This is a genomic window from Bradyrhizobium sp. 195, from assembly GCF_023101665.1.
GTDB lineage: Bacteria > Pseudomonadota > Alphaproteobacteria > Rhizobiales > Xanthobacteraceae > Bradyrhizobium.
Map to the genome: position 1 here is coordinate 3,186,388 of NZ_CP082161.1, position 26,656 is coordinate 3,213,043.

The following is a 26,656-nucleotide window of genomic DNA, read 5'->3' on the forward strand; positions in this document are numbered from 1 at the left end:
TGTGTTTGGAGGCATATAATGTTCGTGCGCATCACCACGGACTGCAAGAACCGCAATACAACACTCGACGACTTTGGAATGACGAGCGGCTCCGATGCGATCATTAGTCTCAACGAGATATTCTATAAGAAAGGGATCGAAATATACGGAGAAAAGGAGCCATCCGAGTACGTCTACCAGGTCAAGATCGGCGCGGTGAGAAGCTACAAGCTGCTTTCTGATGGACGCCGCCAGATCGGCGCGTTTCACCTCGCAGGCGACATTTTCGGGCTCGCGAACGGAAGTGCCCACCGCTTCACGGCCGAAGCAATTGTGGACACGACTCTGCGTCTGATCAAGCGAGAGGCGCTCGATAGGGTGGCCGAGACAGATCCCGTAGTGACACGCACTCTCCTCGGGATGACGACCTTGAATCTGAAACACGCGGAGGACCATATGCTGCTTTTGGGCCGCAAGGACTCCGTTGAAAGGGTCGCAACGTTCCTGGTCGAAATGGATGAACGTATTCGGACTTCACAGGTGATGGCGCTGCCGATGACGCGGCGCGACATTGCGGACTATCTAGGGCTGACACTCGAGACTGTTTCTCGTGCGCTGTCGCGCCTCCGTCGCGGGGGTTTGCTTGACTTTGTCGGGAATACGCAGCGCCAGATCACCATTCTTGACCGCAAGCGACTTCGGGAAGTGGACTGTCAGCGTCACTAAGCTCCTCTTCGATAGGGCGGCGGCCCGATAATTGCTGGAGTAACGGCTAGCGTTTAGACTGCGTTGGCGGGCACCCCTTGCGACGCTTGCAGGCGCGTCATCAGCATCGACGATGTCATCCTACCTCTCCGGCAATTCCACGGCGCTTTGCGCGTTGACAAGCAATTCGGGCTCCAAAAGCATCGCATTTGCGACGGGGTCCTCAGGAAATCGCCTGAGCAGCGTTCGGTAAGCGATGGTTGCTTCGAAGAACTTGCCGGCCTCGAAGAGGGCAGAGGCCTTCGAAGTCAATCGTATTCGCTGGGCGACGTCGGGCGGAGGACTCAGTTCGGGATCGTCGGTTCCGGCAATGCCGAGCAGCTCGTAGATCATGAACCGCTGCTCGCGTCCCTTGACCGTCACGCGGCGAAGCGGCCGCACCAGGATGGCGTCGCCCGCTGCACTCACGACGCTTGCGCTCACACAGATGGCGGTACCAAACTGTTTGTTGAGCCCTTCCAGCCGTGACGCGACATTCACGCAATCGCCCATCGCGGTATAGCTGAAACGTTCGGTCGAGCCTACATTCCCAACCAGCACGTCGCCGGTGTTCAAGCCAATTCGCACGCGGAAGGGCGGGAGCCCCTGCGCGACCCAGCCGGCGTTGAGTCCTTCGATCCGGTGCTGGGACCGAAGGGCGCCACGGCATGCACTCAGGGCCGGCTCGGGCATAACGGCAGGCGCGCCCCAGAATGCCATCACACCGTCGCCGATGAACTTGTCGACGGTACCTTCTTCCTCGCCGATTGCACGTGACACGACGTCGAAATAGGCGGACATCTGCTGCAGCAAGACATCGGAATCCTTCTGCTCGGCCAGAGTCGAGAAGTTCTCGATGTCGGAGAAGAAAATCGTCAGGCAGCGTCGTTCTACGCCGAGCTCGAGGGGAATGCCTGATTTGACCAATCCCTTCACGACCTCGACCGGAACAAAGGATGAGAAGGACTGCAGGGAACTCCGCAGCAGCGTTGCCGCGCTCTGCAGCTGGGCAATCTCCTTGATCCTCGAGGAGGTTGCGGCCCGCTTTTCGAAGGAGAGATCCTCGATGGCCTCCAGTTCGCGCGTGACCTTCTCCAGTGGACGAGTCAAACGCCGGGCCAGCAGGAAGATGAGCATCAATTCGATCATCGTCAAAAGGACGATGGTCAGGACAATTTTCTGGTTCGTCTCGCGCAATTGCCCCACGAAATCATTCGTCGGTGTCAGGATGACCGACTGCCACGGGCTGCCGAAGCTTTCGGGAAAGCGCGCGAACGACGCGCTGATCTCGCGGCCGTCCCGCGGCGAGTCGAACACGAAATCATCCCGGTTGGTTTCGATGTGCAGCCGGTAGGCCTCGCGGACGTCGGGATCGTCGATGTTCGCCAGCGTCGCGATCTGCAGCGAGCCCGTCGCAAGGCTGATGACCTTCTCGCGTTCCGACGAGGCAACCACCTTGCCGTCGTTGGGATCGGCGATGATTGTCATGCTGTTCACGCTTGGCCGCTGCTTGGCGAGATAGCGCGAGAGGACGTCGAAGGTGATGTTGACGGATGCGCAGCCGAGGAACTGGCCGTCGCCGCGGTAGATCGGATAGCGCGCCGAGATGATGGGATAGCCGGTATCAGGGTTGATCGAGGGGGTGGTGACGTAGAGCGCTCGGGAGTCTCGCGCTGCGCCGTAGCCCGGAAGCGTCCGCACGTCGAGCGAGGATGGCGCGTCATAAGCGGCGATTGCGTGCGGCCAAGTGTCGTAGAACGTGCGGTAGCGCTTGCGATCGCTTTCCAGGGAGAATGCGTCGACATAGCTCGAATGCCAGTTGGCGTCCGCCGGAATTTGCCTGTCGGATCGTTTTCGGTCCGCGTCGACGCGCGTCACGACGCGGTGATAGCCGTCTTCGAAGCTGACATAGGCGGCATCGATCTGGCTCGACGAGGTGAGAACGCGGTAGAGCGCGTCGCGACTATCCTCGGTCCTGAAGAAGGAAGGTTGCGCCGCCACTGCTTCGGAGAGTAGTCCGAGCATGCCGTTGACGCCACGCATCAGGTTTTCGATGCTCTCGATGGTGGCGAAGCGCGATTTCTCGATCTGCTCCTTCAGCAGCGATACGATCGCTTCGCTGTTCTTCTGGTGATTGAAGCCGAGAATGAAGATGAGGATCGGGATGCTGAGGCATACGAACAGGCCGGCCATCACGAGGCTCAATCGCACCTGCCTGGAAGTAGACCGGCCGAACCGGCGATATACGCCGATGGCCCCGGCGATTGCCAGTATCGGGATCGCACCGATCGAGGCGAGCTGCATCCAGCGATCGAGCCTGTCTGAAAAGGCTTCGTGAAAAGGCGGAGGCGGCAACCTGCCTTTGGGCAGCAGGCCGAGATCCTGATAAATCTTTGCGATGGCCCTCCAGCGCTCGGCCGTCTGGCTGCCGAGCTTGATCAATCCGGGCTGGATCAGGGCCTCGGTTCGCACAGCCTCGAACATCAGGGCTTCGCGCGACTTGATCACGGGATATTTGCGCACGATGAGCTCGACCGTGTCCTGCTTGTCGGCCAGCGCCCGCTCCCAGCCCTTCAGGCTCGCGGCGAGAAACGCCTGCACCATCTCCGGCTTGCGACGCGACAATTCTTCCGTGGTGCAGAGATTGTCGCCATAGAAGTCGAAGCCAAAAGTCCTCGGCGTGAACGACCGATAGGGAATGCCGTTCTGCTCGAGCACAAAGGGCTCGTTGGTAACATACGACACCATCGCGTCCGCCTTGCCTGCGACCAGGTCGAGCGGGTTGCCCGTGTGCTCGACGCGCGGCAGGGCCGCGTAATCCACGCCTTGCTGCTTGAGCATGGCGGCGAGATCGTCGCTGCCTGATGCGTCCATCAGGCGGTGGCCGGTTAGTTCCGAAGGGGCGTTGATGCGGGCGCGGCTGGGGACGAGGATGTTCGCCGCGGAGTGCTGAAAGATCACGCCCAGCACGGTCATCTTCGCAAGGCCGGGTTGGGGCAAAAGCACGCCCGTCATGCATACGCCAAAATCGGCCTTGCCCGAGCCAACGTCGATCGTCGCATCGATGCCGGGACCGCCGGGCCTTATCTCGACATCAAGCCCGGCGTCCCGATAAAAGCCCTTCTCGAGCGCAACGTAGTACCCGGCGAACTGAAACTGATGCAGCCATTTGAGCTGCAGGGACACTTTTTCAAGCGCATGCGCCTGCCCGGGAGCAATCCAGAGCAGCACAATTCCGGCGATCCGGAACAGTGCGCGAGCAAGCGGCCATGAGGCTGGTTCTCGCATTCGCGAGCGCATCGGGCGCGCTGGAAGGGGCATCGGTGTCCGGGAGCGATTTCGGTCAAGCAAGGCGGTGCGCCAAAAACGCTATTTTGGGCCGCACTGGGATGTTTGATCTGGGTCAAGAGACCTCGACAGGATCGCCGACGGCGGGTCAGGTTGAAGCCCGATTTGCCGCTAATCCGGTCCAAAGGCGCAGTTCAGCGGCGGTCGCTTTCGCGCCGCTACTCCGCGGCACAAGCCCAATGATTTCAATACCCACGCTACTGTGGATGGGGTTGTTTTCGCGCTTTTCGTCTTGAAGCTGCCGAACAGCCGCGCGTCACCGCCGGCCGCGCGGTGCCTCGGCCTTGGCGGGCTGCTCGGTCTGCGGGCCGCAGCTCGCGGCCGCAAGCGTTGCCTGCGCCTGCGGCATCAGGCCGGGCTCGGGGGCGAGCGCCTTCATCACGATCAGGCCGGTGGCAGAGGGGGAATCGATGATCAGGCGGTCGGCCGCGGTGACCTCTTCGTCCTCCGGCAGGTCGTTGTGCTGCGCTTCCGTCATCAGGTCGAGCTCGATCACCTTGCGGCCCGCGGAGCGGTCGTTGATGGCGTAATAGGCGATCTCGTTGCGGGTGTAGAACGACACCGAGGTGTAGGCCTGGCTTACCGGCACCGTGAGCTTGATCGGCCCGCTTGTGAGGTCGTAGCGGCAGATCGCCAGCGCAAAGGCCGGGTCCATGAACGGCATCGGTGACGTCTGCGGATCGGCGAGGGGAAGCTGGCTGACGCCGTTGAGTTTCGTCATCGGCGTCAGCCGCGAATAGGCATCCTGCGTCGCGATCCGCGGCAGCGCCAGCACGCTGACGAGATGGACCACGAGGCCCAGAACGATGCCGGCGACGATGGTGAACAGCAGCCGGATCATGAGCAGCCCGCCGTCGTGATGGTGGGCATCGGCGCATCGCGCTGGGTGCGCGTCGCCACGCCAACCGGGGTGTCGTAGAGCCGCAGCATAAGTGCGTAGCGCTCGATGCCACCGGTCGGCAACCAGTTGCCGGCGCGTGAGCGCGAGGCGATGCGGATCTCGAACGAGCCGTCGGACTGCCGCACGATCTCCTGGCTGGTGAAGCCGTAGCGCTGGAGCGAGTTGGCGACGAGGTGGCCCTTGCGGTCGTAGAGCGTCAGGGTCCAGAACCGCGCCGGCGGCGTCACGCCGGAGACGACGACGTCGCAGCGGCCGTCGAGCGCCTTCTTCTTGTCGTCAGTGGTGGCGGTGAAGGCGACGCCGTCGCCGGTGCCGATCGGCAGCTCGCCGTTGCGCACGATGGTCGCGCGCGAATAGGGATCGACGTCGGCGGTGCCGGTGCGCGGGCGCGCGGTCCAGGCGCCGATGGTCAGCGCGCCGATCTCGGTGCCGCGCGTCGTCGTCATCCAGGTGGCGCCGACGCCGACCACGGTCGCGAGCAGAAGGGCCGTCAATGTGATCAGGATCAGCCGCACGGGTTTCGATCAGTTCTTGCGCGGGACGGAGGCGTTGGCATTCTCTTCCGCATAGTTCTGCGGGAAGGCGAGCGCGCTCGTCGCCGAGGACGGTCCGGCCGGCTTAGTGTCGGCATCGGCCGATTTCTTTGCCGTCTTGGCGGCGTCATCCAGCAGCTTCTCGACGCGCACCAGGATGTCGGCGCCGCGCTTGGTCAGCACCGGCGGCGGACCCGGCTTGGTCTCCAGGATCTTCGGCGCCGCATTGGCCTGCGCGTTGCTGACATGCTGCGGCGGCAGCTTCTGGCCCATGCCGATGCCGGGGATCTCCCGAACCTCGACGCCCTGATGCGCCGCGAGCATGATGTCGTGCCAGGTCTGTGCCGGCAGCGAGCCGCCGGTCATGCGGTTGGTCGGCGAATAGTCGTCGTTGCCGTACCACACCGCGCAGGTGAAATTGCCGGTGTAGCCGACGAACCAGGCGTCGCGATACGCGTTGGTGGTGCCGGTCTTGCCCGCGGTCGGAATGCCGTCGAGGGCTGCGCGGCGCGCGGTGCCTTCGCTGACGACGTGGCTCATCATGCCGGCCATGTCGGCGGCAACGGAAGCGGGGATCGCCTGGCGCGGCTTCGGGCCGTCGCGGTCCCAGCGCCAGACGAGGTCGCCCGCGCCGGTGCGCACTTCGAGCACCGAATGCGGCGTCACCGCCTTGCCGCGGTTGGGGAAGGTCGCGTAGGCGACCGCGTGCTCGAGCACGGTGACTTCGTCCGAACCGATCGGCAGCGACGGCGTGTCGGGCAGCGGCGCCTTGAGGCCGAAGCGCCGTGCGACCTCGACGATCTTGGCGCGGCCGATCTTGGCCGGGTTCGGCGCCTTCGGCTGTTCCTTCTGCCCGATCGCGATCGAGAGCTTCACCGGCACGACGTTGATCGAGCGCGTGATCGCCTGCGTCAGCGTCACCGAGCCGGAATAGGAATGGCCATAGTTCTGCGGGCACCAATTGCCGATGCAGACCGGGCCGTCGACCACGATCGAGTTCGGCGTGAAGCCGTTCAGGAGCGCGGTGGTGTAGACGTAGGGCTTGAACGAGGAGCCAGGCTGGCGGTAGGCATCGGTGGCGCGGTTGAACTGGCTGGCGCCGTAGTCGCGGCCGCCGACCATGGCGCGGATACCGCCGTCGAGATCGGACACGACAGTCGCGGCCTGCGTCGCGTGATAGTCGCGGCCGAACTGGCGCAGCTGGTTCTCGACCGCGTCTTCGGCGGCCTTCTGCACGTTGGCGTCCATGGCAAGACGAACCACGAAGACGCGCTCGGTGTACGATTTCGGGAACGTGTCGACCAGCTTGCGCATCTCGTCGAAGGCGTAGTCGAGATAGTAGTTCGGCGAAGCCTCGTCGCGGCGATCGACCGCGAAGGCGGGGTTGCGGCGGGCACCGAACACCTGGCCCTCGGTCATGAAGCCGGCATCGACGAGGTTGTCGAGCACGACGTTGGCGCGAGCGCGGGCGGCGGGCAGGTTGATGTGGGGCGCGTATTTGGTCGGGGCCTTGAACAGGCCGGCCAGCATCGCAGCTTCCGCCAGCGTCACGTCGCGCGCCGATTTGTTGAAGTAGAAATGCGCCGCGCCGTCGACGCCGAAGGTGCCGCCGCCCATATAGGCGCGGTCGAGATACAGCTTGAGGATCTCGTTCTTGGTCAGGCGCCATTCCAGCCAGACCGCGAGGAAGGCCTCGTTGACCTTGCGCTCGATGGTGCGCTCGTTGCTCAGGAACAGGTTCTTGGCGAGCTGCTGGGTGATCGATGAGCCGCCCTGGCGGACGCCGCCGGCCTGGGCGTTGGTGACGAGCGCGCGCGCGGTGCCGGCGATGTCGATGCCGAAATGCTCATAGAAGCGGCGGTCTTCGGTCGCCAGCGTCGCCTTGATCAGCACGTCCGGAAAATCTTCCAGCGGGATCGAGTCGTTGTGCTTGATGCCGCGGCTGCCGATCGGGTTGCCGTAGCGGTCGAGGAAGCTCACCGCGAGATCGGACTTCTTCAGCCAGTCCTCGTCCGCGGTCTCGCGGAAGGCGGGGATGGCGAGGGTGAGCATCACGACCAGGCCGCCGAGGCCGAGGGTCGCGGCTTCCGACAGCGGCTCGATGAACACCCAGCGCTTCCACCGCCCGACATAGAAGCGGTCCATGAAGGTCGAGTAGCGTTCGTAGAGCTCGCGGATGCCCTTGGCCGAGGAGAACAGCGAGGAGTCGATGCGCGCATCGAGGTCCAGGAAGAAGTTCCGGACCTTCTGCTTCCAATGCGGTGGTATGATCTGGCGCACCTAGAACCCTTGAGGCTCGCTTCGAAAGCGTTCAAGCACCCGGCGGGGGCGGCATCGAGACGTCTTGGGGGAATGTTGCGGCAAACCCAAGGCGCCCGGCCAGCATCCGAGGGACTTGCTGTTCCTTCTAGCCGAGCGGAGCCCATAAACCAATGGTCACGCTCGCGATTTTGAACAACAGGCCTAATTGCCCCCGGGTCATTACGGGCCTCACAGGCGCGTTGCTTGCACCACCCCGGCCGTACGCCCTAGATGGCGTTGCCGTAGCTCTATTGAACTTTTGTTGAGGCGCATGACCGCAGTTCCCAAACGACCTTCAGGCCAGGAAGGATTCTTCTGGAAAACCAAGACGTTGGAAGAGATGTCGGGGCCCGAATGGGAAAGCCTGTGCGACGGCTGCGGGCGCTGCTGCCTGAACAAGCTCGAGGACGAGGACACCGGCGAGATCTATTTCACCCATATCGGCTGCAAGCTGCTCGATGGTGCCAGCTGCGGCTGCAAGGACTATCCGAATCGCTCCGACAAGGTTCCGGATTGCGTCCGCCTGACGCCGGCCAATGTCCGCACCCTGAACTGGCTGCCGCCGAGCTGCGGCTACAAGCTCGTTGCCGAGGGCCGCGACCTCTATTGGTGGCATCCGCTGGTATCAGGCGATCCCAACACCGTGCACGAAGCCGGCGTCTCCGTGCGCGGCCGGGTCGAAGGCAGCGAGGAGGAGATCCCGGATGAGGAGCTCGAGGACCACATCGTGCAATGGCCGGCCTTGCTGCCGAAGCGGGCTCGCCTGAAGAAGCGGCCCTGAGCCGCTGTGCGCAGCGGTCGCATGCAGAGGCACTTCACATTCAAGGGTTGAGACGCTAAGCTGGTTGTAGTTTTAAGACGGTAATTATTCAGGTTGTTGCAAAGTTATTGAGGTACCCTAAATTTTTGAGGGGTCCGATGAATATTGATCCGGTTCACCCGATACCGACCGACGACGAGAGCAAGCCACCAGAACCGACCACCGCGCTTTGCCTTTCCGGCGGAGGATATCGCGCAATGGTGTTTCATATCGGCGTCCTTTGGCGCCTCTATGAGACGGGGCTGCTGGAGAACGTCAAGCGCATATCGAGCGTTTCAGGCGGGTCGATCACTGCCGGCATGTTGGCGCTGGCGTGGCGCGGCCTCAGTTTCAAACCTGGCAGCGTCAACAGCGATTTCATTCCGAAATTCGTCGCGCCGTTGCGCGCCTTCGCCGGCGTCACAATCGACGCCGAGTCGGTCATCCTGGGCGCGCTGTTACCGGGCAGCATCGGCGACCGTATCGCCGAGGCGTATGACGATCACCTCTTTCACGGCAAGACGCTGCAGGACATGCCTGACGAGCCGCGCTTCGTGATCAACGCAACCAATGTGCAATCGGGCGTTCTCTGGCGTTTCATGAAGCCCTATATGCGCGACTACCGAGTTGGCGAGGTGAAGAATCCGAAGATTTCCCTGGCGCAGGCGGTCGCTGCGTCGTCCGCGTTTCCACCGGTCCTGTCCCCGTTCGAACTGCGCCTCAAGGACGCGGACTTCGTGCCGGGCACCGGGCTCGATCTCCAACGCCCGCCATTCACGACGCGCGTCGTTCTCAGCGACGGTGGGATCTATGACAATCTCGGGTTGGAAACAGCATGGAAGCGGCACCAGACCGTTCTGGTCAGTGATGCCGGCGGCAAGACCCAGGAAGAGGAACGGCCGGAGACGGACTGGCCGCGGCATTCCTACAGGGTTCTCAACCTGATCGACAACCAGGTGCGTTCGCTGCGCAAGCGACAGGTCGTCGACTCCTTCAAGTCGGGAACGCGCAAGGGCGCTTATTGGGGCATCCGCACCGACATTGCCGATTACCAGCTGTCTGATGCACTCAACTGTCCACCGGATCGCACGATGCGGCTTGCCGAGTTGCCGACGCGGCTGAAGAAGCTCGATCCGAAGACCCAGGAACAGTTGATCAACTGGGGTTACGCGGTTTGCGATGCGGCTGTGCGCAAGCATGTCGCGGCGGTCGGGCCGCCGCCGGCCTTTCCCTATCCGCAGTCTGGGGTCTGACGCAGAGGTCCGAACGTGGCAAAGCAACGCAAGCAAGGACGTGGATCGCGCCGGGGCACGCCGAAATCGGCAGATGCGCCCCTATCGACCGCGACGGAGAGTGCCACATCCGGTTCGAGCGCACCTGCAAATGCAGCGACTGCAAAGCCGCAGTCCGGCACGACGCAGCCTCCGCCGGGCGATGCTGCCACCAAGGCGGACAGGCCCCTGCAGTTCTCGGTTCCGGCAGAACTCGTCGAGCATATCCTGTTAGGTCCGGTCGACGACCGCCGCGTGCTCCAGGATTCCCCCTTGTTGGGTGACGTCTGGGCCGCTTATGCGCTTGATCCGGGCCTCGTTCAGGACGTGCTGATAACGCCGCACAAGAACGTCACCGCCGCGGCCGTTGCCCAGATCATCCCGCGGGGGATAGATCTGCGCCAGCAGGAGCGCCAGGCCGAAGATCCACCGCCATCGAAGCGGCCGAAGGTGAGGGCGAAGGTTGCCTATCTGCAGGGCCTCGTGGGAGCGAGGCTGTATTTCGACGAAGTGCTCCGCATCCTCGTGCCTCTGACGCAATGGTGGAGCCAGTCGAAGCTTCAGGAAAGAATACTGAAGATCGACCAGGCAAACCTGCACGCTTTGCTCCAACGAGAGCCTGATCAGCGCGGCGACGATCAGAAGAACTTTACGTCACTCGAAAGGTACATCGCGCTCGCGGGCTTGATTTATTGGATCGGCAAGCTCGAGCGTCCGACCATTCCGGGCAGCGCCCCGCCTGAGCCGGTGCCGCATCTGCCGCGGCTGCAGATCGATGAGGCATTCCGCGCCTATCTGCCCCATGTCCCCGAAATCATCGCGGGCATGTTCGAGCTTTACGGAGTGATTCAGGCCAATCCCAAAGCGCTTGCATCGGGCGATCCCGACGACGACGAAGCCGGGAGCGAAGGCTACATCTTCCAGGTCTCGCTCAACCGCGTCGCGGCGGCGGCGCTCGACCGCTCCGTGCCGGCCGTGAAGGCCGATGCCGCGCACTCCCTGTTCAACGTGAACTGCAAGAACATCATTTGGGCGGTGCTCGATTCCGGCATCGACGCCGACCACGAGGCCTTCGCCGAGCACGACAACCCCGACAGATCGCGCGTCAGGAAGACGTTCGACTTCACGAGGATTCGCGAGATCGTCAGCAACGACGAGGACGACATCGCCGCGGCCGAACTCGAGGACATTGCGAATGCCGCCGGCATCGAACCCGCCGCGGCGTCGAACTATCTGAAGGAGATTGCCGCGAACGCAAGGGCAAAACGTCCCATCAACTGGGGAGTCGTCGAAAAGCTGATCACGCTCAAGAACCCACCGCAGCCGGTCAGCCTGCATGGCACCCACGTCGCGGGCATCATCGGCGCCGATGGAAGCAGGACCAACCATCCCGACGGCATGTGCCCCGACATCCGCATCTACGATTTCCGTGTTCTGGGCAAGACCATCGATGATACTGAATTCGCGGTCATCGCCGCGCTACAATACATTCGCTACGTGAACGAGCGGCACAACTACATCACGATTCACGGCGCCAATCTCAGCCTGTCGATCCCGCACAACGTTCGCAATTACGCCTGTGGGCGCACGCCGGTGTGCAACGAATGCGAGAGGCTCGTGGAGAGCGGGGTCGTTGTCGTGGCCGCGGCGGGCAATCGCGGCTTCCAGAAGCTCACGACAACCGACGGCGGCGTTTTCGAAAGCTATGCCGCGTTCAGCATCACGGATCCCGGAAATAGCGAGAGCGTCATCACGGTCGGGTCCACGCACGGCAACTGGCCGCACACCTATGGCGTGAGCTTCTTCTCGAGCCGTGGCCCGACGGGCGATGGTCGCCTCAAGCCTGATCTGGTGGCGCCGGGGGAGCGGGTGCAATCATGTATCATCGGCGGCAATCACCAGGAGTGGGGCCCTGAATCCGGTACCAGCATGGCCGCGCCACACGTCAGTGGCGCCGCGGCGATGCTGCTCGCGCGCTACGAGGAACTGATCGGCCAGCCTCGGCGGGTGAAGCGCATCCTGTGCGAAAGCGCGACTGATCTCGGTCGCGAACGAAGTTTTCAGGGCCACGGCATGCTCGACGTGCTGCGCGCATTTCAATCCATCTAGGGAGACGGCACATGTTCTTCAGTCTGGATGTATTACGCGCGCGCAAGGGCGATTGTCTGATGCTTCATTTCGGATCGGAGCAGGATCCACATCTGATCTTGATCGATGGCGGTCCTTCGAATGTGTACGAGCCCTTTCTCAAGCCGCGGTTGCAAGAGATCCACGAAACACGGGATCTGGGCGAGGAGGCGCTACCGGTCGACGTCGTCATGGTAAGCCATGTCGACGACGACCACATCAAGGGAATTCTCGACCTCACCAGGGAGCAGCGCACCAACAGCCCCGACGTGCGTCTCGCCGTGACCAGCCTGTGGCACAACAGTTTCGACGATCTGCTCAAGACCAAGCCCCATGAACTGGTGGCGGGTTTCGGCACCGCGTCGGTTGAGACGACGGTTGCGGCAGGTGAGGCGGGCATCGATTCCGGGAGCGTGCTGGCGAGCTTCGGAAAGAGCATGCTCAGGGACGACGCCGACATCGAAGAGGAGGGTATGCATCAAACGGTCGAAGTGCTGTCCAGCATTCCGCAGGGGCGCACCTTGCGGGACGATGCCAGGGCCCTCGGCTGGAAGCCCAACCACAAATTCAAGGGCAAGCTGATCCTTGCGGCCGAAACCGCGAAGCCAGTGACGCTCGGCGATCTGACGATAACGGTGGTTGGGCCGATGCAGCCGGAACTGCTTGCCTTGCAGGCAGAGCATGACAAATGGCTGCGCGCGCAAAAGGAGAAGAAAAAGAAATCGCCCGAAGCCGCGCTGGCGGCTTTCGTCGACGAATCCATTCCGAACCTGTCCAGCATCGTCGTCCTCGCCGAACTCGGGGGCAAGACGATGCTGCTGACGGGCGACGCCCGAGGCGACAAGATTCTGGAGGGAATGGAGCAGGCCGGGCTATTGAAAGCGGGCGGCAAAAAGCATGTTGATCTCTTGAAGGTTCCGCACCACGGCAGCGACAACAACATGGAGACGATCTTCTTCAACCGCGTGCCGGCCGATCACTACGTTTTCTCCGGGGATGGCGAGCATGGCAATCCCGAACGTGCCACGCTCGAGATGCTGCTGCAGGCTCGGGGCGCCGACGCTGACTACACGATCCACCTTACGTATCCGGTCGAGGAAATCGATATCGCGCGACAAGCAGACTGGGAAAAGGAGCAAGCCAAGGAAAAGGCCCGAAAGAAGAAAAATCCGGCGTCAAAGAAGCCGATCAGGGAGAATTGGTCGCCGGCAAAACACAGCCTTGGCGCTCTCTTCAAGAACAATCCCAAGCTCGCCGGGAAAGTAGTGATCGTCAATCCCGACAAGCCGCATCTGATCGATCTGCTCGAGCCGCTGGACCTGTAGGGTCCGGGACTTTACGGGGGCGGCTGTCTAAAGCCATCTCGAGCCGCCCGGACCTGGGAGGCCAGGAACGTCACTCACGCAAACGCGATGGTGCGTCGGTGGGATGCACCCATGCGCGGCGGTGCCTGCCGGAGAAGGACTTTGCCGTCTATGTTGTTCCGGTAGAACGAATCCTTCGCGGCGTTGCGCCGCCCCACGACGTCCGATCGAGATGAACAAGTTCGAACGGCAGAGCAGTTCTGCCGATATCCAGACTTTGCCCGACGATATCGCCGAAGAGCTGTCCCGGCTTCCGAGTGAAGTCATCAGCGTCGATGACGCCCCGTCGATCGCGCCGCCCGCGCCGCTGTCACAGGATGAGGTCCGCACCATCGTCATCAGCCTGATGCTGACGATGTTCCTGGCCGCCCTCGACCAGACCATTGTGGCGACCGCGCTGCCGACCATCGGACGCCAATTCCAGGACGTGTCCAATCTCTCCTGGGTCATCACCGCCTATCTGCTCGCCTCGACCGCGGTCGCGCCGGTGTTCGGCACCTTGAGCGACATCTACGGCCGGCGCGCCATGATCATCATCTCGCTCAGCCTGTTCGTCGCGGGCTCCGTGCTGTGCGCGATTGCGCCGAACATGCCGATGCTGATCCTGGCCCGCGGCCTTCAGGGGCTCGGCGGCGGCGGCATCATGCCTGTCGTGCAGACCGTGATCTCGGACGTCGTGAGCCCGCGCGAGCGCGGCCAGTATCAGGCCTATTTCTCCAGCGTGTGGATGGTCGGCGGCATCTTGGGCCCGGTCATCGGGGGTGTGTTCGCCGAGCATCTGCACTGGTCGATGATCTTCTGGATCAATCTGCCGCTGACGGCCGCGGCGCTCGCGCTGCTGCTGCCGAAGATGAAGAAAATCCCGGTATTCCACCGCAAGCGCAAGGTCGACTGGCTCGGCGGCGTCCTGCTGATGGCCTCCGCCGTGGTCTTCATGCTGGTGCTGACCTGGGGCGGCACGCGGTTTCCCTGGCTGTCGGCGACGGTGCTGGCGATGGTGGGCGGCGCCGTCGCGCTCGCGGTCAGCTTCGTGTGGCATGCCCGTCGCGCCGACGAGCCGTTCCTGCCGCTGCCGCTGCTCGGCGGACGTGTCGTGCCGTTCGGGCTGACGGCCGGCGGTTGCGCTCTCGGCGCCATCACGGGCCTCACGGTCCAGCTCCCGCTCTATTACGAATCCGTCTATCACCTCAGCGCCAGCGAGGCGGGCCTTGCGCTCATTCCGCTCGCGGCGGTCTCGACCTGCGGTGCGGCCATCGCCGGCCGTACGATGGCGCGGGCCAAGCACTACAAGCGCGTCGCCATCATCGGCACGTCCTGGGCCGCGCTGTGTGGCCTCGGCCTCACGCTGACAACGCTCCCGCTATGGGGCCTGCTGACGCTGATGGCGGCGTTTGCACTCGGCCTCGGCACCACCTTTCCGGTCTGCGTGGTCTCAGTACAGAACTCGGTCGCGCGGCCGCAGGTCGGCACCATCACCGGCGCCTTGAACTTCTTCCGCTCGCTGATGTCGTCCTTCACGGTCGCCGCTTTCGCAGCCATCCTGCTGATCGCGCTCGGCATCGACGTTCCGCTGGCCGGCGAGCATCACGCCGCAGGCGCCGTCGCGATTCCCGCCGACGACATGCGGCACGCGTTTCGTTACGTCTTCGGCGCCGCCACCGCGCTGATGACCAGTGCCGCACTCTGCCTGATCATGATGGAGGAGCGGCCGCTGGCTGGCCCTTCCGTCACCAAGCATGTCGAGATGGCGGAGTAGGCTAGCCGCCCCGATCGGCGTAAGGCTCCTCTGCGACGTTGCTCTCGGCCGCCTTTCGCGCCGCCGCTGCAAGATGCGCCTTGAGCTGCGACAGCGCCTCGGCGGACCAATCATGGACATCGGTGACGGCGACCCAGGCATCGACGTAGTGTTCGGGCGCGTAGACGTGGCCAAAGCCCATCGGCGTATTGGTCGCGACTGCCATGTCGAGGGCGAGCTGCAGCATGGTCACGACCGGATACCATCGCAGCTCCGGTGACACATCCGGCCCGCGCGGCGCCGTCATCCAGTCAGGGGATCGATAGGCGTCGCGATAGGCGAAGAAGGTGATCGCGTCGCTCGCATATTGCAGATAGACGACGCGCATCGGACCCCAGGGCGCATCTGCCGGTACCGTCGGTCCATTCTGGTTCATGAACCGCACGAAGCGGCCGTCGCGGAATTCCGGCAGCCAGGCCGGCGTGCCCGGATTGCGGTTCGCGGTGATCGAGCGCCAGATGCGACTTTCGAACGGCGCGCCGCTCCAAAGTGCGCCCGCAATCGGATCGCCAATCGTCTCGAACAGCTCTGCGGATTTCTCCGAGTTCATCGCGCCGAGGCTCAGTCCATGCAGGTACAGCTTCGGCCGTCGGTCCTTCGGCAGCGTCGTCCAGTAGCCGTAAATTTCGGAGAACAGGGCGCGCGCCGCTTCGGCACCGAATTCGGGCTGAAACAGCAGCGACAGCGGACTGTTGAGATAGGAATACTGCATCGCGACACTGGCGACGTCGCCATGGTGGAGATATTCGACGGTGTCCATCGCGGCAGGGTCGATCCAGCCGGTTCCGGTCGGCGTGACGACGATGAGTGTCTTGCGTTCAAAACCGTGCTGCCGCTTGAGTTCGTCGAGCGCAAGCTTGGCGCGCGCTTGCGCCGTCGCGGCGCCGCCAAGGCCCACATAGACCCGCACGGGCTCCTTCGCGGGCCTTCGCGCAACGGCGCTGATCTCAGTTGCGGTCGGCCCCGAGGCGATGAACCTGCGCCCCATGCGTCCAAGCTGCTTCCACTTCACCAGCGAGGCGGGACTTCCTGTCCGTTCCGGCGCGGTCGGCTGCGGCCGCTCGGGCTCGAGCAGGGCGTCGACTTCGCGAAATGACGAATCGAGCGCGTTGAAGGCCGTGCGGATCAGGACATTGCTGGCGATCGACCAGAACAACAGACCCGCGGCGAGCACGCCGATGACGTTCGCGATTCTCCGCGGAACGACGCGCCTGGTACGCGCGGCGATGAAGCCGGCGGCAAGCGCGAACAGCCGCGCCAGCACCAGCAGCACGACGAACGTGATCAGGGCGATGACGCAGACCTTGAGCGGATGGGCGGTCTCGACCGGCGCCATCTTCATCACAGTGCGGATCGAGTTCTGCCATCCGGCCGCCCGCCACAGGAAAAGGATGACGACGAGCAGGCAGGCGGCCGCGACCAGCGCGTTTGCGGTCGATCTCAGGCGCGCCGACGGCTCGGGCAATTCGAGATAGTGCCACAGCCAGCGCCAGACATTGCCGGCGAGATAGCCGATCCCGAAGCAGGCGCCGGCGATGGCGCCTTGCGTGAGATAGCTCCGCGGGATCAGCGTCGGCGTCAGCGCGGCCGCGAAGAACAGAGCACCCAGCATGAGGCCGACGCCGGACAACGACAGCAATTGCCGCCGAATGAGCCACGCCAGTTTGCCGAAAGCACCCACTGGGCGAACTATCCTCAGCCGTTGTCTGACAGACCACTCTTGCGCGGCAGCACGATTCTGAATTCGGTAAACTTGCCGGGCTCGGTCGCGACGTCGATCGTGCCGCCATGCTGCTTCACCACGATGTCGTGGCTCATCGACAGTCCGAGCCCGGTGCCTTCGCCGGCCGGCTTGGTGGTGAAGAACGGATTGAACATCTTCTCCTTCACCTCGTCCGGGATGCCCGTGCCGTTGTCGCGAATGCGGATCTCGATGTGATCGCCGCGGTCGCGGGTCGCGGCGGTCACGACCGGCGCGTAACCGGCCGCCTCGTTCTCTGCCTTGCGCTTGGCCACGGCATGGAATCCGTTCGAGATCAGGTTCAGCAACACCCGGGTGATCTCTTGAGGGAACACATCGGCCGAGCCTGCAGCCGGATCGAGGTCGCGTTCGAGCGTCACGTCGAACTGCGGCTTCTCGGCGCGCGCGCCGTGATAGGCGAGGTTGAGGCTCTCCTCGACCAGCGCGTTGATGTCGCTCAGGCGATGCTCGCCGCCGCCCTCGCGCGAATGCAACAGCATGTTCTTGACGATGGAATCGGCGCGCCGTCCGTGCTGCACGATTTTTTCGAGATTGTCCTTCAGAAGTCCCGTGAGCTCGTCGACTTCGCCGCGGATATCGTCCGCAAGGACGGCGGGTGCGAGCACCTCGTTCAGCTCGTCGGTCAATTCGGCGGAGAGCGACGCAAAATTGTTGACGAAGTTGAGCGGGTTCTTGATCTCATGCGCGATGCCGGCGGTGAGCTGGCCGAGCGAGGCCAGCTTTTCGGTCTGGACCAGCCGGTCCTGCGCTGCGCGCAAGTTCTCGAGCGAGGCGGCGAGCTCACGCGTGCGGGCCTGCACCTCGTCGAAGAGGCGCACATTCTCGATCGCGATGACGGCTTGGTCGGCGAAGCTGGTCACGAGTTCGATCTGCTTTTCGCTGAACGGCCGGATTGCGCGACGTGCGAGAACAATAGCGCCAACCGTGCTGCCCTCGCGCAGTAAGGGCACACCGAGGAAGCTACGCGGATTGCCGCTCAATTCCTGGCCTTCAAAGAAGTAATCGGGGTCTTCGAGCACGTCGGTGACATGGACCACCTTGTCCCCGAGCAAAGTCCGGCCCGTGATCGTGCGCCTGTCCGGCCGGACCGGGAGATCTCTTATATATTCGACGAATTTGGTCGGGAAGCCGTAGGAGCCCGCCCGGAAATAGGTGCTGCCGGTCTTGCGGGTAATCGCCGCCATATCGGCTTCGCATAGTCGCGCCGCCGATTCGACCAGCGTATCGAGCACAGCCTGCAAGTCGAACGCCGAGCGGCTGATAACCTTGAGCACGTCGGCAGTCGCCGTCTGCTGCTGCAGTGACTCGGTCAAATTCTCGGTGCGCTGACGCAATTCGCTGAGCAGCCGCGCGTTCTCGATGGCGATCACGGCTTGCGCCGCGAACTGGTTCAGCAAGGTGATCTGCTTCTTCGAGAAGGGTCGGTTCTCCTGCCTGAAGATCATGACGTTGCCGACCATGCGCTCGTCCTGGAGCAACGGCACAGCGAGCAGACAGCGCGCGCCGCCGAGATCGACCAGCGCCCGACGGTTCGGCTCTCCGCTGCGATAGGCGTCCGACTCCAGAAGGTCGACCATTTCGACGAACGGTTCGCCCCTCAACAGGCGCGCGGGCGCGGTGGCCGGACCATAGTTGAGGGGCGCCCTGCGCCGGAATTCATCGTAGGCGGGGGGCAGACCGTAAGTGGCGGCTGTGTGGAACTGCGTGCCATCGTAGGTGTTGAGCACGCCGAAACTGGCACCGCAGAGCTGCATTGCCTTGCTGAGCATCGCCTCGAACACCGGCTTGAGATCGCCGGCCGATCGGCTGATGACGCTGAGCACCTCCGATGTCGCGGTCTGCTGCTCCAGTGACTCGGTAAGCTCCCGCGTGCGGTCCTGGACCTCGTTGAACAGGCGCGTGTTCTCGACCGCGATCACGGCCTGGTCGGCGAAGGTCTTGAGCAGGTTGATCGCCTTGTCCGGGAAGCGACCGGGCTCCGGCCGCGTCACGCCGATGGTGCCGATCGCAACGCCGTCACGCAGCATCGGCACCACGAGGATGCTGCGATAGCCTCGCGTCCGCGCCAGCTCCTTCATGGCGTCCGTGAGGTCTGGCTCGTTCTGCATGTCGCTGCGGAAGGCATATTCCCCGCTCGTCGCCACCCGGCTGTGGATGCCTGACGACGACAACGGCGCCGGGAATGAGCTAAGCAGATCGGCGTTGCCGGCCTCATTGTCGGTGGTGAAGGCCGCCAGATGCAGCATGCCATCGATGACGCGCGTGACGGCGGAGGAGTGTCCGCCGACCAAGGCCTTGGCGCTGTCGGAGATCGCCTGGAACACCGGCGTCACATCCGCGGGCGAGGCCGCGATCACCTTGAGGATGTCGGCGGTCGCAGTCTGGCGTTCCAGCGCTTCCCTGGTGGCGTTGAACAGGCTGACATTCTTGATCGCGATCACCGCCTGGTCGGCGAAGGTCTGCAGCAGCCGCACGTGATGATCGCCGAACGCGCCGGTCGCGCGTCGCGTCGCGATGATGATGCCGAGGGCCTCGCCCTCGCTCATCAGCGGCGTGAACAGCATGCTGCGATAGCCGCGCGCACGCGCGATATCGCGCGCCGCCGGCTCGAGCTCGGTGTCTGGCAATTGCGCCGCCGCGCCATCGGCCACCAGCGGGTAGGGCGGGAATTGCGCGAACGGCACCGGAAAGGAGGCCTGGAGCACGCGATCGCCGGCCGGATCGGTCGGCGTGAATGCGGCGAGGTGCGCGGCGCCGTCGACATAACGCAGCACCGCCGTGGAAAAGCCGCCGATCAGCCGGTTGGCGTTGGCGGCGATGGCGTCGAACACCGGCTGCACGTCCGAGGGCGAGGCCGCCATCACCTTCAGGATATCGGCGGTGGCGGTCTGGCGCTCGAGAGCTTCGCGCGTCTCGTTGAACAGGCGTGCATTCTCGATCGCGATCACGGCCTGGTCGGCAAAGGTCTGGAGCAGCTGCACGAGGTCGGGCGCGAATGCGCCCGGCTCGGCGCGCGTGACGCTGATCATGCCGACCGGCGTGCCCCGGTTCATCAGCGGCATGAACAGCACGCTGCGGAAGCCGCGCAGGCGCGCCAGCTCGCGGTTCAGCTGTGGGACGTCATCGGCTTCGCTGTCGGGAAACTGGATGGTCTCGCCGCCCCGCACCAGGGCAAAGGTCGGGAAATCCGCAATCTTGCGCGGGAACGAGGCCTCGAGCCCTTGGTCCGCCTCCGGGCTGGTCGGCGTGAACGCCACGAGGTGCAGCTCGTCGCGGATGAATTGAAGCACGGTGGCGGAGAAGCCGTCGAGCAGGCGCTTGGAGCTGGATGCAATCGCCGCGAAGACCGGCCGGGCATCGGAGGGCGATGCCGCGATATTGCGCAGGATCTCGGCGCTCGCGCTCTGGCGATCCCGCGCAATCGCCAGCTCGCTGCGCAGCTGCGCAGTCTCGGCTGCAGCCGACTGCAATCGGCGCTCGAGTTCCTCGATTTCGTTGGAAGGGGGCGTCATTCCTGATCCGGCTTGATGCCGCGACAGGCGCGGCACCGGGCCGGATTATCACATCTTCTGCGGCCGGAGCCAGCCGTCCGCGGCCGTGTCGCTGAGGCCCGGCCCGTCTCACGTCCCCGGCCGCGACACCTCGGTCTCCTTGCTGGTGATGAACTCCAGCAGCACCGGGACGCCTTCTTTCGTCTTCTGGATGCCGCGTTTGATCGCGGGGACAATGTCCTCCGGCCTCAACACCCGCTCGCCATAGCCGCCGAAGGCGCGCGCCATTGCGGCATAGTCGCCGGAAATGTCGGTCGAGCGATATTTTTCGGTCGAGACCGGCATCACCTTCAGCTCGATCGCCATCGAGAAATTGTTCAGCAGGATCGACATGATCGGGATGCGCTCGCGCACCGCGGTCTCGAAATCCATGCCCGTAAAGCCGATCGCCGCATCGCCCCAGACATTGATGCAGAGCTTGTCGGGCTTTGCGAGCTTGGCGCCCATCGCAAGGCCGAGGCCGTAGCCGAGCTGCGTCGTCTTGCCCCAGCCGAGATAGGTGAGGGGTTTGACCGACTTCCAGAACGGCGAAAGCTGGTCGCGCGGACTGCCGGCATCATGCGTGATGATGGTGTTCTCGATGTCGACGGTGTGCTGCAAATCCCAGAGCACGCGATAGGGGCTGAGCGGCGCATCGTTGCTGGTGAGTTTTGGCATCCATTTCGCCAGCCATTCCTTGTGCGAGGCCGCGATCTCGGCGGCGACGGCGGAAGCATCGCGATCCGCGGTGACGGTCTTGCCGATCTCCTCCAGCAGCGCGTCGAGCACGAGGCCGGCGTCACCGACGAGGCCGATCTTGGCCTCCACGTCCTTGTTGAGATGATTGGGATCGAGCGTGGAATGGATGATGGTCTTGCCCTTCGGCATCGCGATGCCGAAGTTTGTTTCAGTGAACGAGCAGCCGATGCCGAAGATGACGTCGGCTTCGCTCAGAAACTTCGGCACCGCGCGCGGCACTGCAAGGCCGCCCGAGCCGAGCGAGAGCGGATGCGTTTCCGGGAACGACGATTTGCCCCCTAAGCTGGTGGTGACAGGGATCGCCAGCCGCTCCGCGAGCCGCTTCAGTTGCGGCCAGGCCTGCGCGTAATGCACGCCCTGGCCGGCATAGATCACAGGTCGTTTCGCGTTCACGAGCAGATTAGCTGCTTCCTTCACGTGAACCGGGTCGGCGCCGTAGCGGGTGCGCAGCACCGGCGTGTAGTCGAGCGGCTCCGGCACCTCCTCGTTCCACATGTCGGAGGGGATTTCGACGATCACGGGACCACCGCGGCCGTTCTTCAATTTCGTGAAGGCGCGGCGGAAGATGTTGGCGACTTCCGCGGCGAGGATGATCGGCTCCGACGATTTCGCGAACGGCTTCATCGCCTCGCTGGAATTGAAGTTCGGCTCGATATGCGCAAGCCGGCGCTGATAGCCCATCGGCAGCACCAGCACCGGCACGGATTCGCCAAAGCACTGCGCAACGCCGCCCATCGCATTCTCGGCGCCCGGCCCATGCTGCATGCAGAACGCGCCGATGCTGCGGCCCGACGTCACCCGCGAAATCGCATCCGCCATGTGGATGCCGACGCGCTCCTGCCGCACCATCACGGGCCGGATCTCGGCCTTGGCCGCATGCTCGATCAGGTGGTTGACCGGATAGCCGCAGAGGATCTCGATTCCCTCGCGCCTCATGATTTCCGCAATGGCGGTGCCGAGCTTCATGGCGTCTCTCTCCTCGAGGCTTGGCCGGTTGGTCCGGCGATTGGGGAGAGAGGATCAGGAAATGCCGGGTGGGTAAAGCGTGGGCAGGCGACAGTCAGCTATGCAGCGGATTGCTATAGCTCGGATCGAGCGCGGCGTAGTCCGGGATAACCGCATCCGCTGGAGTTGCTCCCCGGATTTCGCCTCGCGCCATCCGGGCGAAGAGCCTGCTATTTGCAATTTCGGCAGATCGTCAGTTTGCGCTTCAACGCCTCGTCCTCCTGGTCGAGGCTGCCTGCTTCTGGATAGGAGCTGGAGTCCCTTTTGGCGCGGGATCTCACAGGCGGTGTCACCTGACTTGGGGTGTCAGTGTCGTCCGCGGCGCTGAAGCCATCGTAATCGGCCGCCGAATTCGGTGCCGGCTGACCGACGACCGATGGTGACGCCTCTCTGCCGGAGGCCGCCGGCGGAATCCTGGAGTTCTTGGTGTTCGCGCGCGGCGGCGAGGCAGTTTGCGGAACCAGCGAAACCGGCGGCGCGACCGAAGTCTGCCCGCTCGCGCTGTCCTGCGACCAGACGCCGATCAACATGAGGCCGAGAGCCAAGAGCGTCACGCTTCTCATCCGCATCCTTCAAGCTGCTCTTGTTCATCGATTGACCGCATCGCTCGTCGATGCGGCGCTGTGTTGAAGGATATCAGGACTCGCATCGACGTCAAAGCCCGCGCAAATGGGAGGGCCGTCGCGCGAAAGGAGCGCTTTTCCGCCGTCACGCCGCGCTTCAGACACTCGCGACCGCCGGCTCAGACAAGCGTGCCCGCGTGCAAGCTCGCATGAGCGAGCAACGACTGGATCACGACGTTGTCGCCGGGCCCTCCGTCCAGCACGTCGACGCCGCCGCCGCCGATCAGCACGTCGTCGCCGAGCCCGCCGAGCAGCGTGTCGTTGCCCGCGCTGCCGATGAGCACGTCGTCACCGGCGCCGCCGTCGAAGAGAAGGTGCGGCCCGCCCGGGCCGACGCCCGACGCCTCGATCACGTCGTCGCCGCCGAGGCCGTTGATGGTGATGGTGTCGTTGAAGTCGAAGTTCTCGATCACGACCTGGCTGGCCAGGCCGTCGATCACCAGCGCGCCGTTGCTGTTGAGCGACAGCGTGATGACGTCGTCGCCCCCGGTGCCGTTGATTGTGATGTTGTCGACCGCGCCGTCGCCGCCCGCGGTGCCGGGGACGGCGCCGAGATCGATCTTCACCTGCGTCACGTCGGTGCCGCTCATGTCACCGATGATGATCTTGTCGGCGCCGCCGCGGGCATTGAACGCAATCGTCTCGACACCGTGCGTGTCCATCGTGATGGCGGCGACGTCGCGCGTCAGCTCGGCGCGCGCGCCGTTCGCGAAGATATTGATGGTTTCGGCGATATTGGCGCCGTTGAACAGCAGGGTGTCGCTGCCGGCCTGGCCCTCGACCGTGTCGTTGTCGTCGCCCGGATTCCAGACGAAGGTGTCGTTCCCCGCGCCCATCAGCGCGACGTCGTTGCCGTCGCCGCCGGTGATCAGGTCGTCACCCTGACTGCCGCGGACGGTGTCGTTGCCGATTCCGCCGTTGATCGTCAGTTGCAGCACGCCGGCAGCGAGCCCGCTCGCGTCGATGACGTCGTCGCCGCCGAGGCCATTGAGCGTCAGCTGATCGGCCCCGTCCATGGAGGTCAGGTGGGTGGCCGCATGCAGGCCGAATACCGTCACGCCGCCGGCATTGCCGCTGACGCCGAAGGCGTCGGCGCCCTGGGTGGCATCGGTTGCGACGGTATCGACGGCGCCGTCAGGCGTTCCGGTCGAACCGCCGAGGTCGATGTTCACCCGCGTCACGTCCGTCCCGGTCAGGTCGCCCACGGTGATATGGTCGGCGCCGCCCAAGGCGTGGACATCGACATGCTCGACGCCGTGCAGGTCCATGGTGATGTTGCCGACGTCGCGCGTCAGCAGGGCGCGATCGCCGTTCGCCACAACGGCGGTGGTCTCGGCAATGCTGGCGCCGAAAAACCGCAGCGTGTCGACGCCGGCGCCGCCCTCGACGGTGTCGCTACCGTCGCCGGGATTCCATTGGAAGACATCCGTGCCGGCACCCAGCAGGGCGGTGTCGTTGCCCTGGTTGCCGTCGATGAAATCATTGCCGTGGCCGCCGATCAGCGTGTCGCTGCCGGCGCTGCCGAGGATCGTATCGTTGCCGGCGCCGCCGTCGATCGTCAGGTGCACGAGTCCGGCCGCAAGCGCGGCCGCCGAGATGGTGTCGTTGCCGCCGAGGCCTTCGATGAGGAGCGCATCGTTCGCGCCTTCCGCATTGATGACGGTTACGGCGGCCGGTAACCCTGCGACCGCAACCGAGGTGCCCGAGCCGGACACCTCAATCGCGTTGGCACCGTTCGTGCCCACCAGCGTCACCGTGTCGGCCGCACCGTCACCGGCGCCGGCTGATCCGAGATCTATATTGACCTGCCTGACATCGGTTCCGGCCAGGTTGTTGACGACGATGTTGTCGCTGCCGCCATGCGCGTTGATGGTGATGGTCTCGATGCTGTCGAGGTCCATCGTGATGGCGCCGACGTTGCGGGCGAGCTGCGTCCGTCCGCCATTGGCGGCGGAAAGGGTGATGTCCTCGCCGATGTTCGAGCCGTTGAACAGCAATGTGTCGGTTCCGGCCTGTCCGTCCACCTTGTCGCTGCCGTCGCCCGGGTCCCACTGAAAGGTATCGTTGCCGGCGCCCAGCAGGGCGGTGTCGTTGCCCTGGTTGCCGTCGATGAAATCGTTGCCCTCGCCGCCCAGCAGGCGGTCCGCGCCATTGCCGCCGAGGATCGTGTCGTTGCCGGCGCCACCGTCGATCGTCAGCGTGATCAGCGCGGCGAGATTGCCGGCGGCGGTGATGACGTCGTCGCCGCCCCCGGCATTGACCACGAGGTTTTCGGTGGTGCCGATGTCCAGGAAGAACGGTGCCGGATCGGCGCGGTCGAAGCGCACGCGCGAGCCATTGGCCGTGATGGCGAAGGTCTCGCCGCCATTGCCGCCGTTCACCTCGGCGGTGTCGATGCCTTCGCCGCCTTCCATCAGGTCGCTGTCGTCGCCGGGATTCCAGATCATGCGGTCGTTGCCGGCCTCGCCGAACATCTGGTCGTTGCCGTCGCCGCCTGTGAGCACGTCGTTGCCGGAGCCACCGAACAGCAGGTCGTTGCCGCCCTTGCCGAGCAGCGTGTCGTTGCCGGACTGGCCGAACAGCATGTCGCCGCCGGATCCTCCGGTCAGCCTATCGTTGCCGGCGCCGCCGAACAGGTTCGCCGCAGGCATCGCGCCGTTGCTCTCGTCGATCGTGATGATGTCGTTGCCGTCCTGGCCGAAGGTCTGGATCAACTTGGTGTTGACGATCGTGGCGGGGCCGCCTTTGACCGCGACCGCGCCGCCGTTGACGACGATCGTCCCGGCTGCATTGCGGCCCAACGTGACCGCGTTGTTGTTGCCGTTGCCAAGGACGGTAAGGATTCCGGCGGAAAAATTCGCTGTGACAGCCATGTGTGCTTCTCGCTTGACGTGATCGAAATAGGCCGTGCGGCGGGATCGTGACGCTTTTCGCGATGCCGGGGCGAACGGCAGACGATCTCGTCTGTAGGCCCGGATGGCAGTTCCAGCTTGGCTGAAGTCTTCGGACGGGCTCCTGTTTTTCTTGAGAGCCGCTTGATTTTCGGGACGGGCAGGGCGAAACGGCAGTTCACGCAGCCGTGTTTCGCTGCGGCTCGGCCTGCTGCCTACTAAGCGTTGTGTTGCCCGACGGGCAAAACACGCCAGCGCTGGGTCGATAGCCCGTCGCAAAAATATTCGAATTTACAGAAGTTCGGTTTTGCCGTACAAGCCGAGACATCCCGCCCGCCACAAGGGGCGTTTCGCGATCGTCACGGGACGCGGGCCGGGATGCGGTGGCCGCGACGGCGTCGGCGCGCGATGTGGCTGCAGGGCGGGGAAACCCGTGAGCAGCGACAGGCGCGATACGACACGGCGCTGACAGCGTCCTTCGTTCGGCTCCGACGGCGAGCGCACGCCAGCCGTCGGGAATGCGGATGGGGATGTGCGCGGACGGAGAAGTCGTGTGGTCCTGACGCCCGGGGTCTGTGCGTCAAGCCTCGCGGAGATGTGGCGGCCAACCGGTGCGCGCATCGATCATCCGCAAGGCGACGGGGGCAATAGTGCATCGCTCCCCGAGGAGAGCACGAAGGACACCGTGAAAACCATCGCGCAGGGAAGGCCGGGAACGTTCCGGCGTCACCTGTCGTCCACCCCGTGCGCGTTTACTCGCACACGCGGGACTTCGGGTGCCAGCCGGCGCCCGGCCTTCCCTGCGCCCTTGCTTTCGAAGAGGGCGGAAGAAGACAGCAAAGCTCGGGCAAAACACGCCGCGAGAAGGTGAAGGTTTGTCCGCAGATGAACATGCGAACCGTGAGAGCTCGGCGTCTCTCAGGA

15 protein-coding genes are annotated in these 26,656 nt (G+C 64.1%); 7 read left to right on the forward strand and 8 right to left on the reverse strand.

Features of this window, described 5'->3' with window-relative positions; all coding sequences use genetic code 11:
* Positions 1–18 precede the first annotated feature (18 nt).
* Positions 19–705, forward strand: coding sequence for a helix-turn-helix domain-containing protein (locus IVB26_RS14735; RefSeq protein WP_247972318.1), 687 nt, complete (start codon positions 19–21; stop codon positions 703–705).
* A 120-nt stretch (positions 706–825) separates the two neighbouring features.
* On the opposite strand, the gene IVB26_RS14740 is transcribed toward IVB26_RS14735, so the two are convergent.
* The 4 genes from IVB26_RS14740 to IVB26_RS14755 form a co-directional block, all read right to left on the reverse strand.
* Entirely contained in the window at positions 826–4,011 is a 3,186-nt protein-coding gene (locus tag IVB26_RS14740; RefSeq protein ID WP_247972319.1) for an ABC transporter substrate-binding protein, read from the reverse strand.
* Positions 4,012–4,327: 316 nt separating this feature from the next.
* Positions 4,328–4,912, reverse strand: a complete 585-nt coding sequence (locus IVB26_RS14745) for a DUF1254 domain-containing protein (RefSeq protein ID WP_247972320.1) — start codon at positions 4,910–4,912, stop codon at positions 4,328–4,330.
* Complete coding sequence (locus IVB26_RS14750) at positions 4,909–5,487, reverse strand: DUF1214 domain-containing protein (protein ID WP_247313849.1); 579 nt, start codon at positions 5,485–5,487, stop codon at positions 4,909–4,911. The genes IVB26_RS14745 and IVB26_RS14750 overlap by 4 nt, the downstream gene beginning before the upstream one ends.
* 9 nt (positions 5,488–5,496) lie before the next feature.
* The gene (locus IVB26_RS14755; RefSeq protein WP_247972321.1) at positions 5,497–7,785 is read right to left on the reverse strand and encodes a transglycosylase domain-containing protein; all 2,289 of its coding nucleotides are present in this window, start codon (positions 7,783–7,785) and stop codon (positions 5,497–5,499) included.
* A 292-nt stretch (positions 7,786–8,077) separates the two neighbouring features.
* Between IVB26_RS14755 and IVB26_RS14760 the strand changes: the two genes are divergently transcribed.
* The 5 genes from IVB26_RS14760 to IVB26_RS14780 all read left to right on the forward strand — a co-directional run bounded on the left by IVB26_RS14760 (position 8,078) and on the right by IVB26_RS14780 (position 15,123).
* Complete coding sequence (locus IVB26_RS14760; protein WP_247972322.1) at positions 8,078–8,587, forward strand: YcgN family cysteine cluster protein; 510 nt, start codon at positions 8,078–8,080, stop codon at positions 8,585–8,587.
* A gap of 137 nt (positions 8,588–8,724) precedes the next feature.
* Positions 8,725–9,858 (forward strand): patatin-like phospholipase family protein, encoded by a 1,134-nt coding sequence (locus tag IVB26_RS14765; protein WP_247972323.1) that lies wholly within the window; start codon positions 8,725–8,727, stop codon positions 9,856–9,858.
* Between the two features lie 15 nt (positions 9,859–9,873).
* On the forward strand, positions 9,874–11,985 hold the full coding sequence (locus tag IVB26_RS14770) for a S8 family peptidase (protein ID WP_247972324.1): 2,112 nt from the start codon (positions 9,874–9,876) through the stop codon (positions 11,983–11,985).
* An 11-nt stretch (positions 11,986–11,996) separates the two neighbouring features.
* Complete coding sequence (locus tag IVB26_RS14775) at positions 11,997–13,328, forward strand: MBL fold metallo-hydrolase (RefSeq protein ID WP_247972325.1); 1,332 nt, start codon at positions 11,997–11,999, stop codon at positions 13,326–13,328.
* A 211-nt stretch (positions 13,329–13,539) separates the two neighbouring features.
* Positions 13,540–15,123, forward strand: coding sequence for an MDR family MFS transporter (locus tag IVB26_RS14780; RefSeq protein ID WP_247972326.1), 1,584 nt, complete (start codon positions 13,540–13,542; stop codon positions 15,121–15,123).
* Position 15,124: 1 nt separating this feature from the next.
* Here the strand turns inward: IVB26_RS14780 and IVB26_RS14785 are convergent, their stop codons facing one another.
* The 3 genes from IVB26_RS14785 to IVB26_RS14795 form a co-directional block, all read right to left on the reverse strand.
* A complete protein-coding gene (locus IVB26_RS14785; RefSeq protein WP_247973165.1) occupies positions 15,125–16,774 on the reverse strand; it encodes an alpha/beta hydrolase in 1,650 nt (549 codons plus the stop codon).
* Between the two features lie 83 nt (positions 16,775–16,857).
* Positions 16,858–20,436 carry a GAF domain-containing protein gene (locus IVB26_RS14790; protein WP_247972327.1) on the reverse strand — a complete coding sequence of 1,193 codons (3,579 nt, stop codon included), beginning with the start codon at positions 20,434–20,436 and terminating at the stop codon, positions 16,858–16,860.
* A gap of 108 nt (positions 20,437–20,544) precedes the next feature.
* The gene (locus tag IVB26_RS14795) at positions 20,545–22,179 is read right to left on the reverse strand and encodes a thiamine pyrophosphate-requiring protein (RefSeq protein WP_247972328.1); all 1,635 of its coding nucleotides are present in this window, start codon (positions 22,177–22,179) and stop codon (positions 20,545–20,547) included.
* A gap of 465 nt (positions 22,180–22,644) precedes the next feature.
* On the opposite strand from IVB26_RS14795, the gene IVB26_RS14805 reads away from it, so the two are divergent.
* Positions 22,645–22,848: a hypothetical protein gene (locus tag IVB26_RS14805; RefSeq protein WP_247973415.1), complete on the forward strand. Its 204-nt coding sequence runs from the start codon at positions 22,645–22,647 to the stop codon at positions 22,846–22,848.
* A 112-nt stretch (positions 22,849–22,960) separates the two neighbouring features.
* On the opposite strand, the gene IVB26_RS14810 is transcribed toward IVB26_RS14805, so the two are convergent.
* Positions 22,961–25,714 (reverse strand): beta strand repeat-containing protein, encoded by a 2,754-nt coding sequence (locus tag IVB26_RS14810; protein ID WP_247972329.1) that lies wholly within the window; start codon positions 25,712–25,714, stop codon positions 22,961–22,963.
* Positions 25,715–26,656 lie beyond the last annotated feature (942 nt).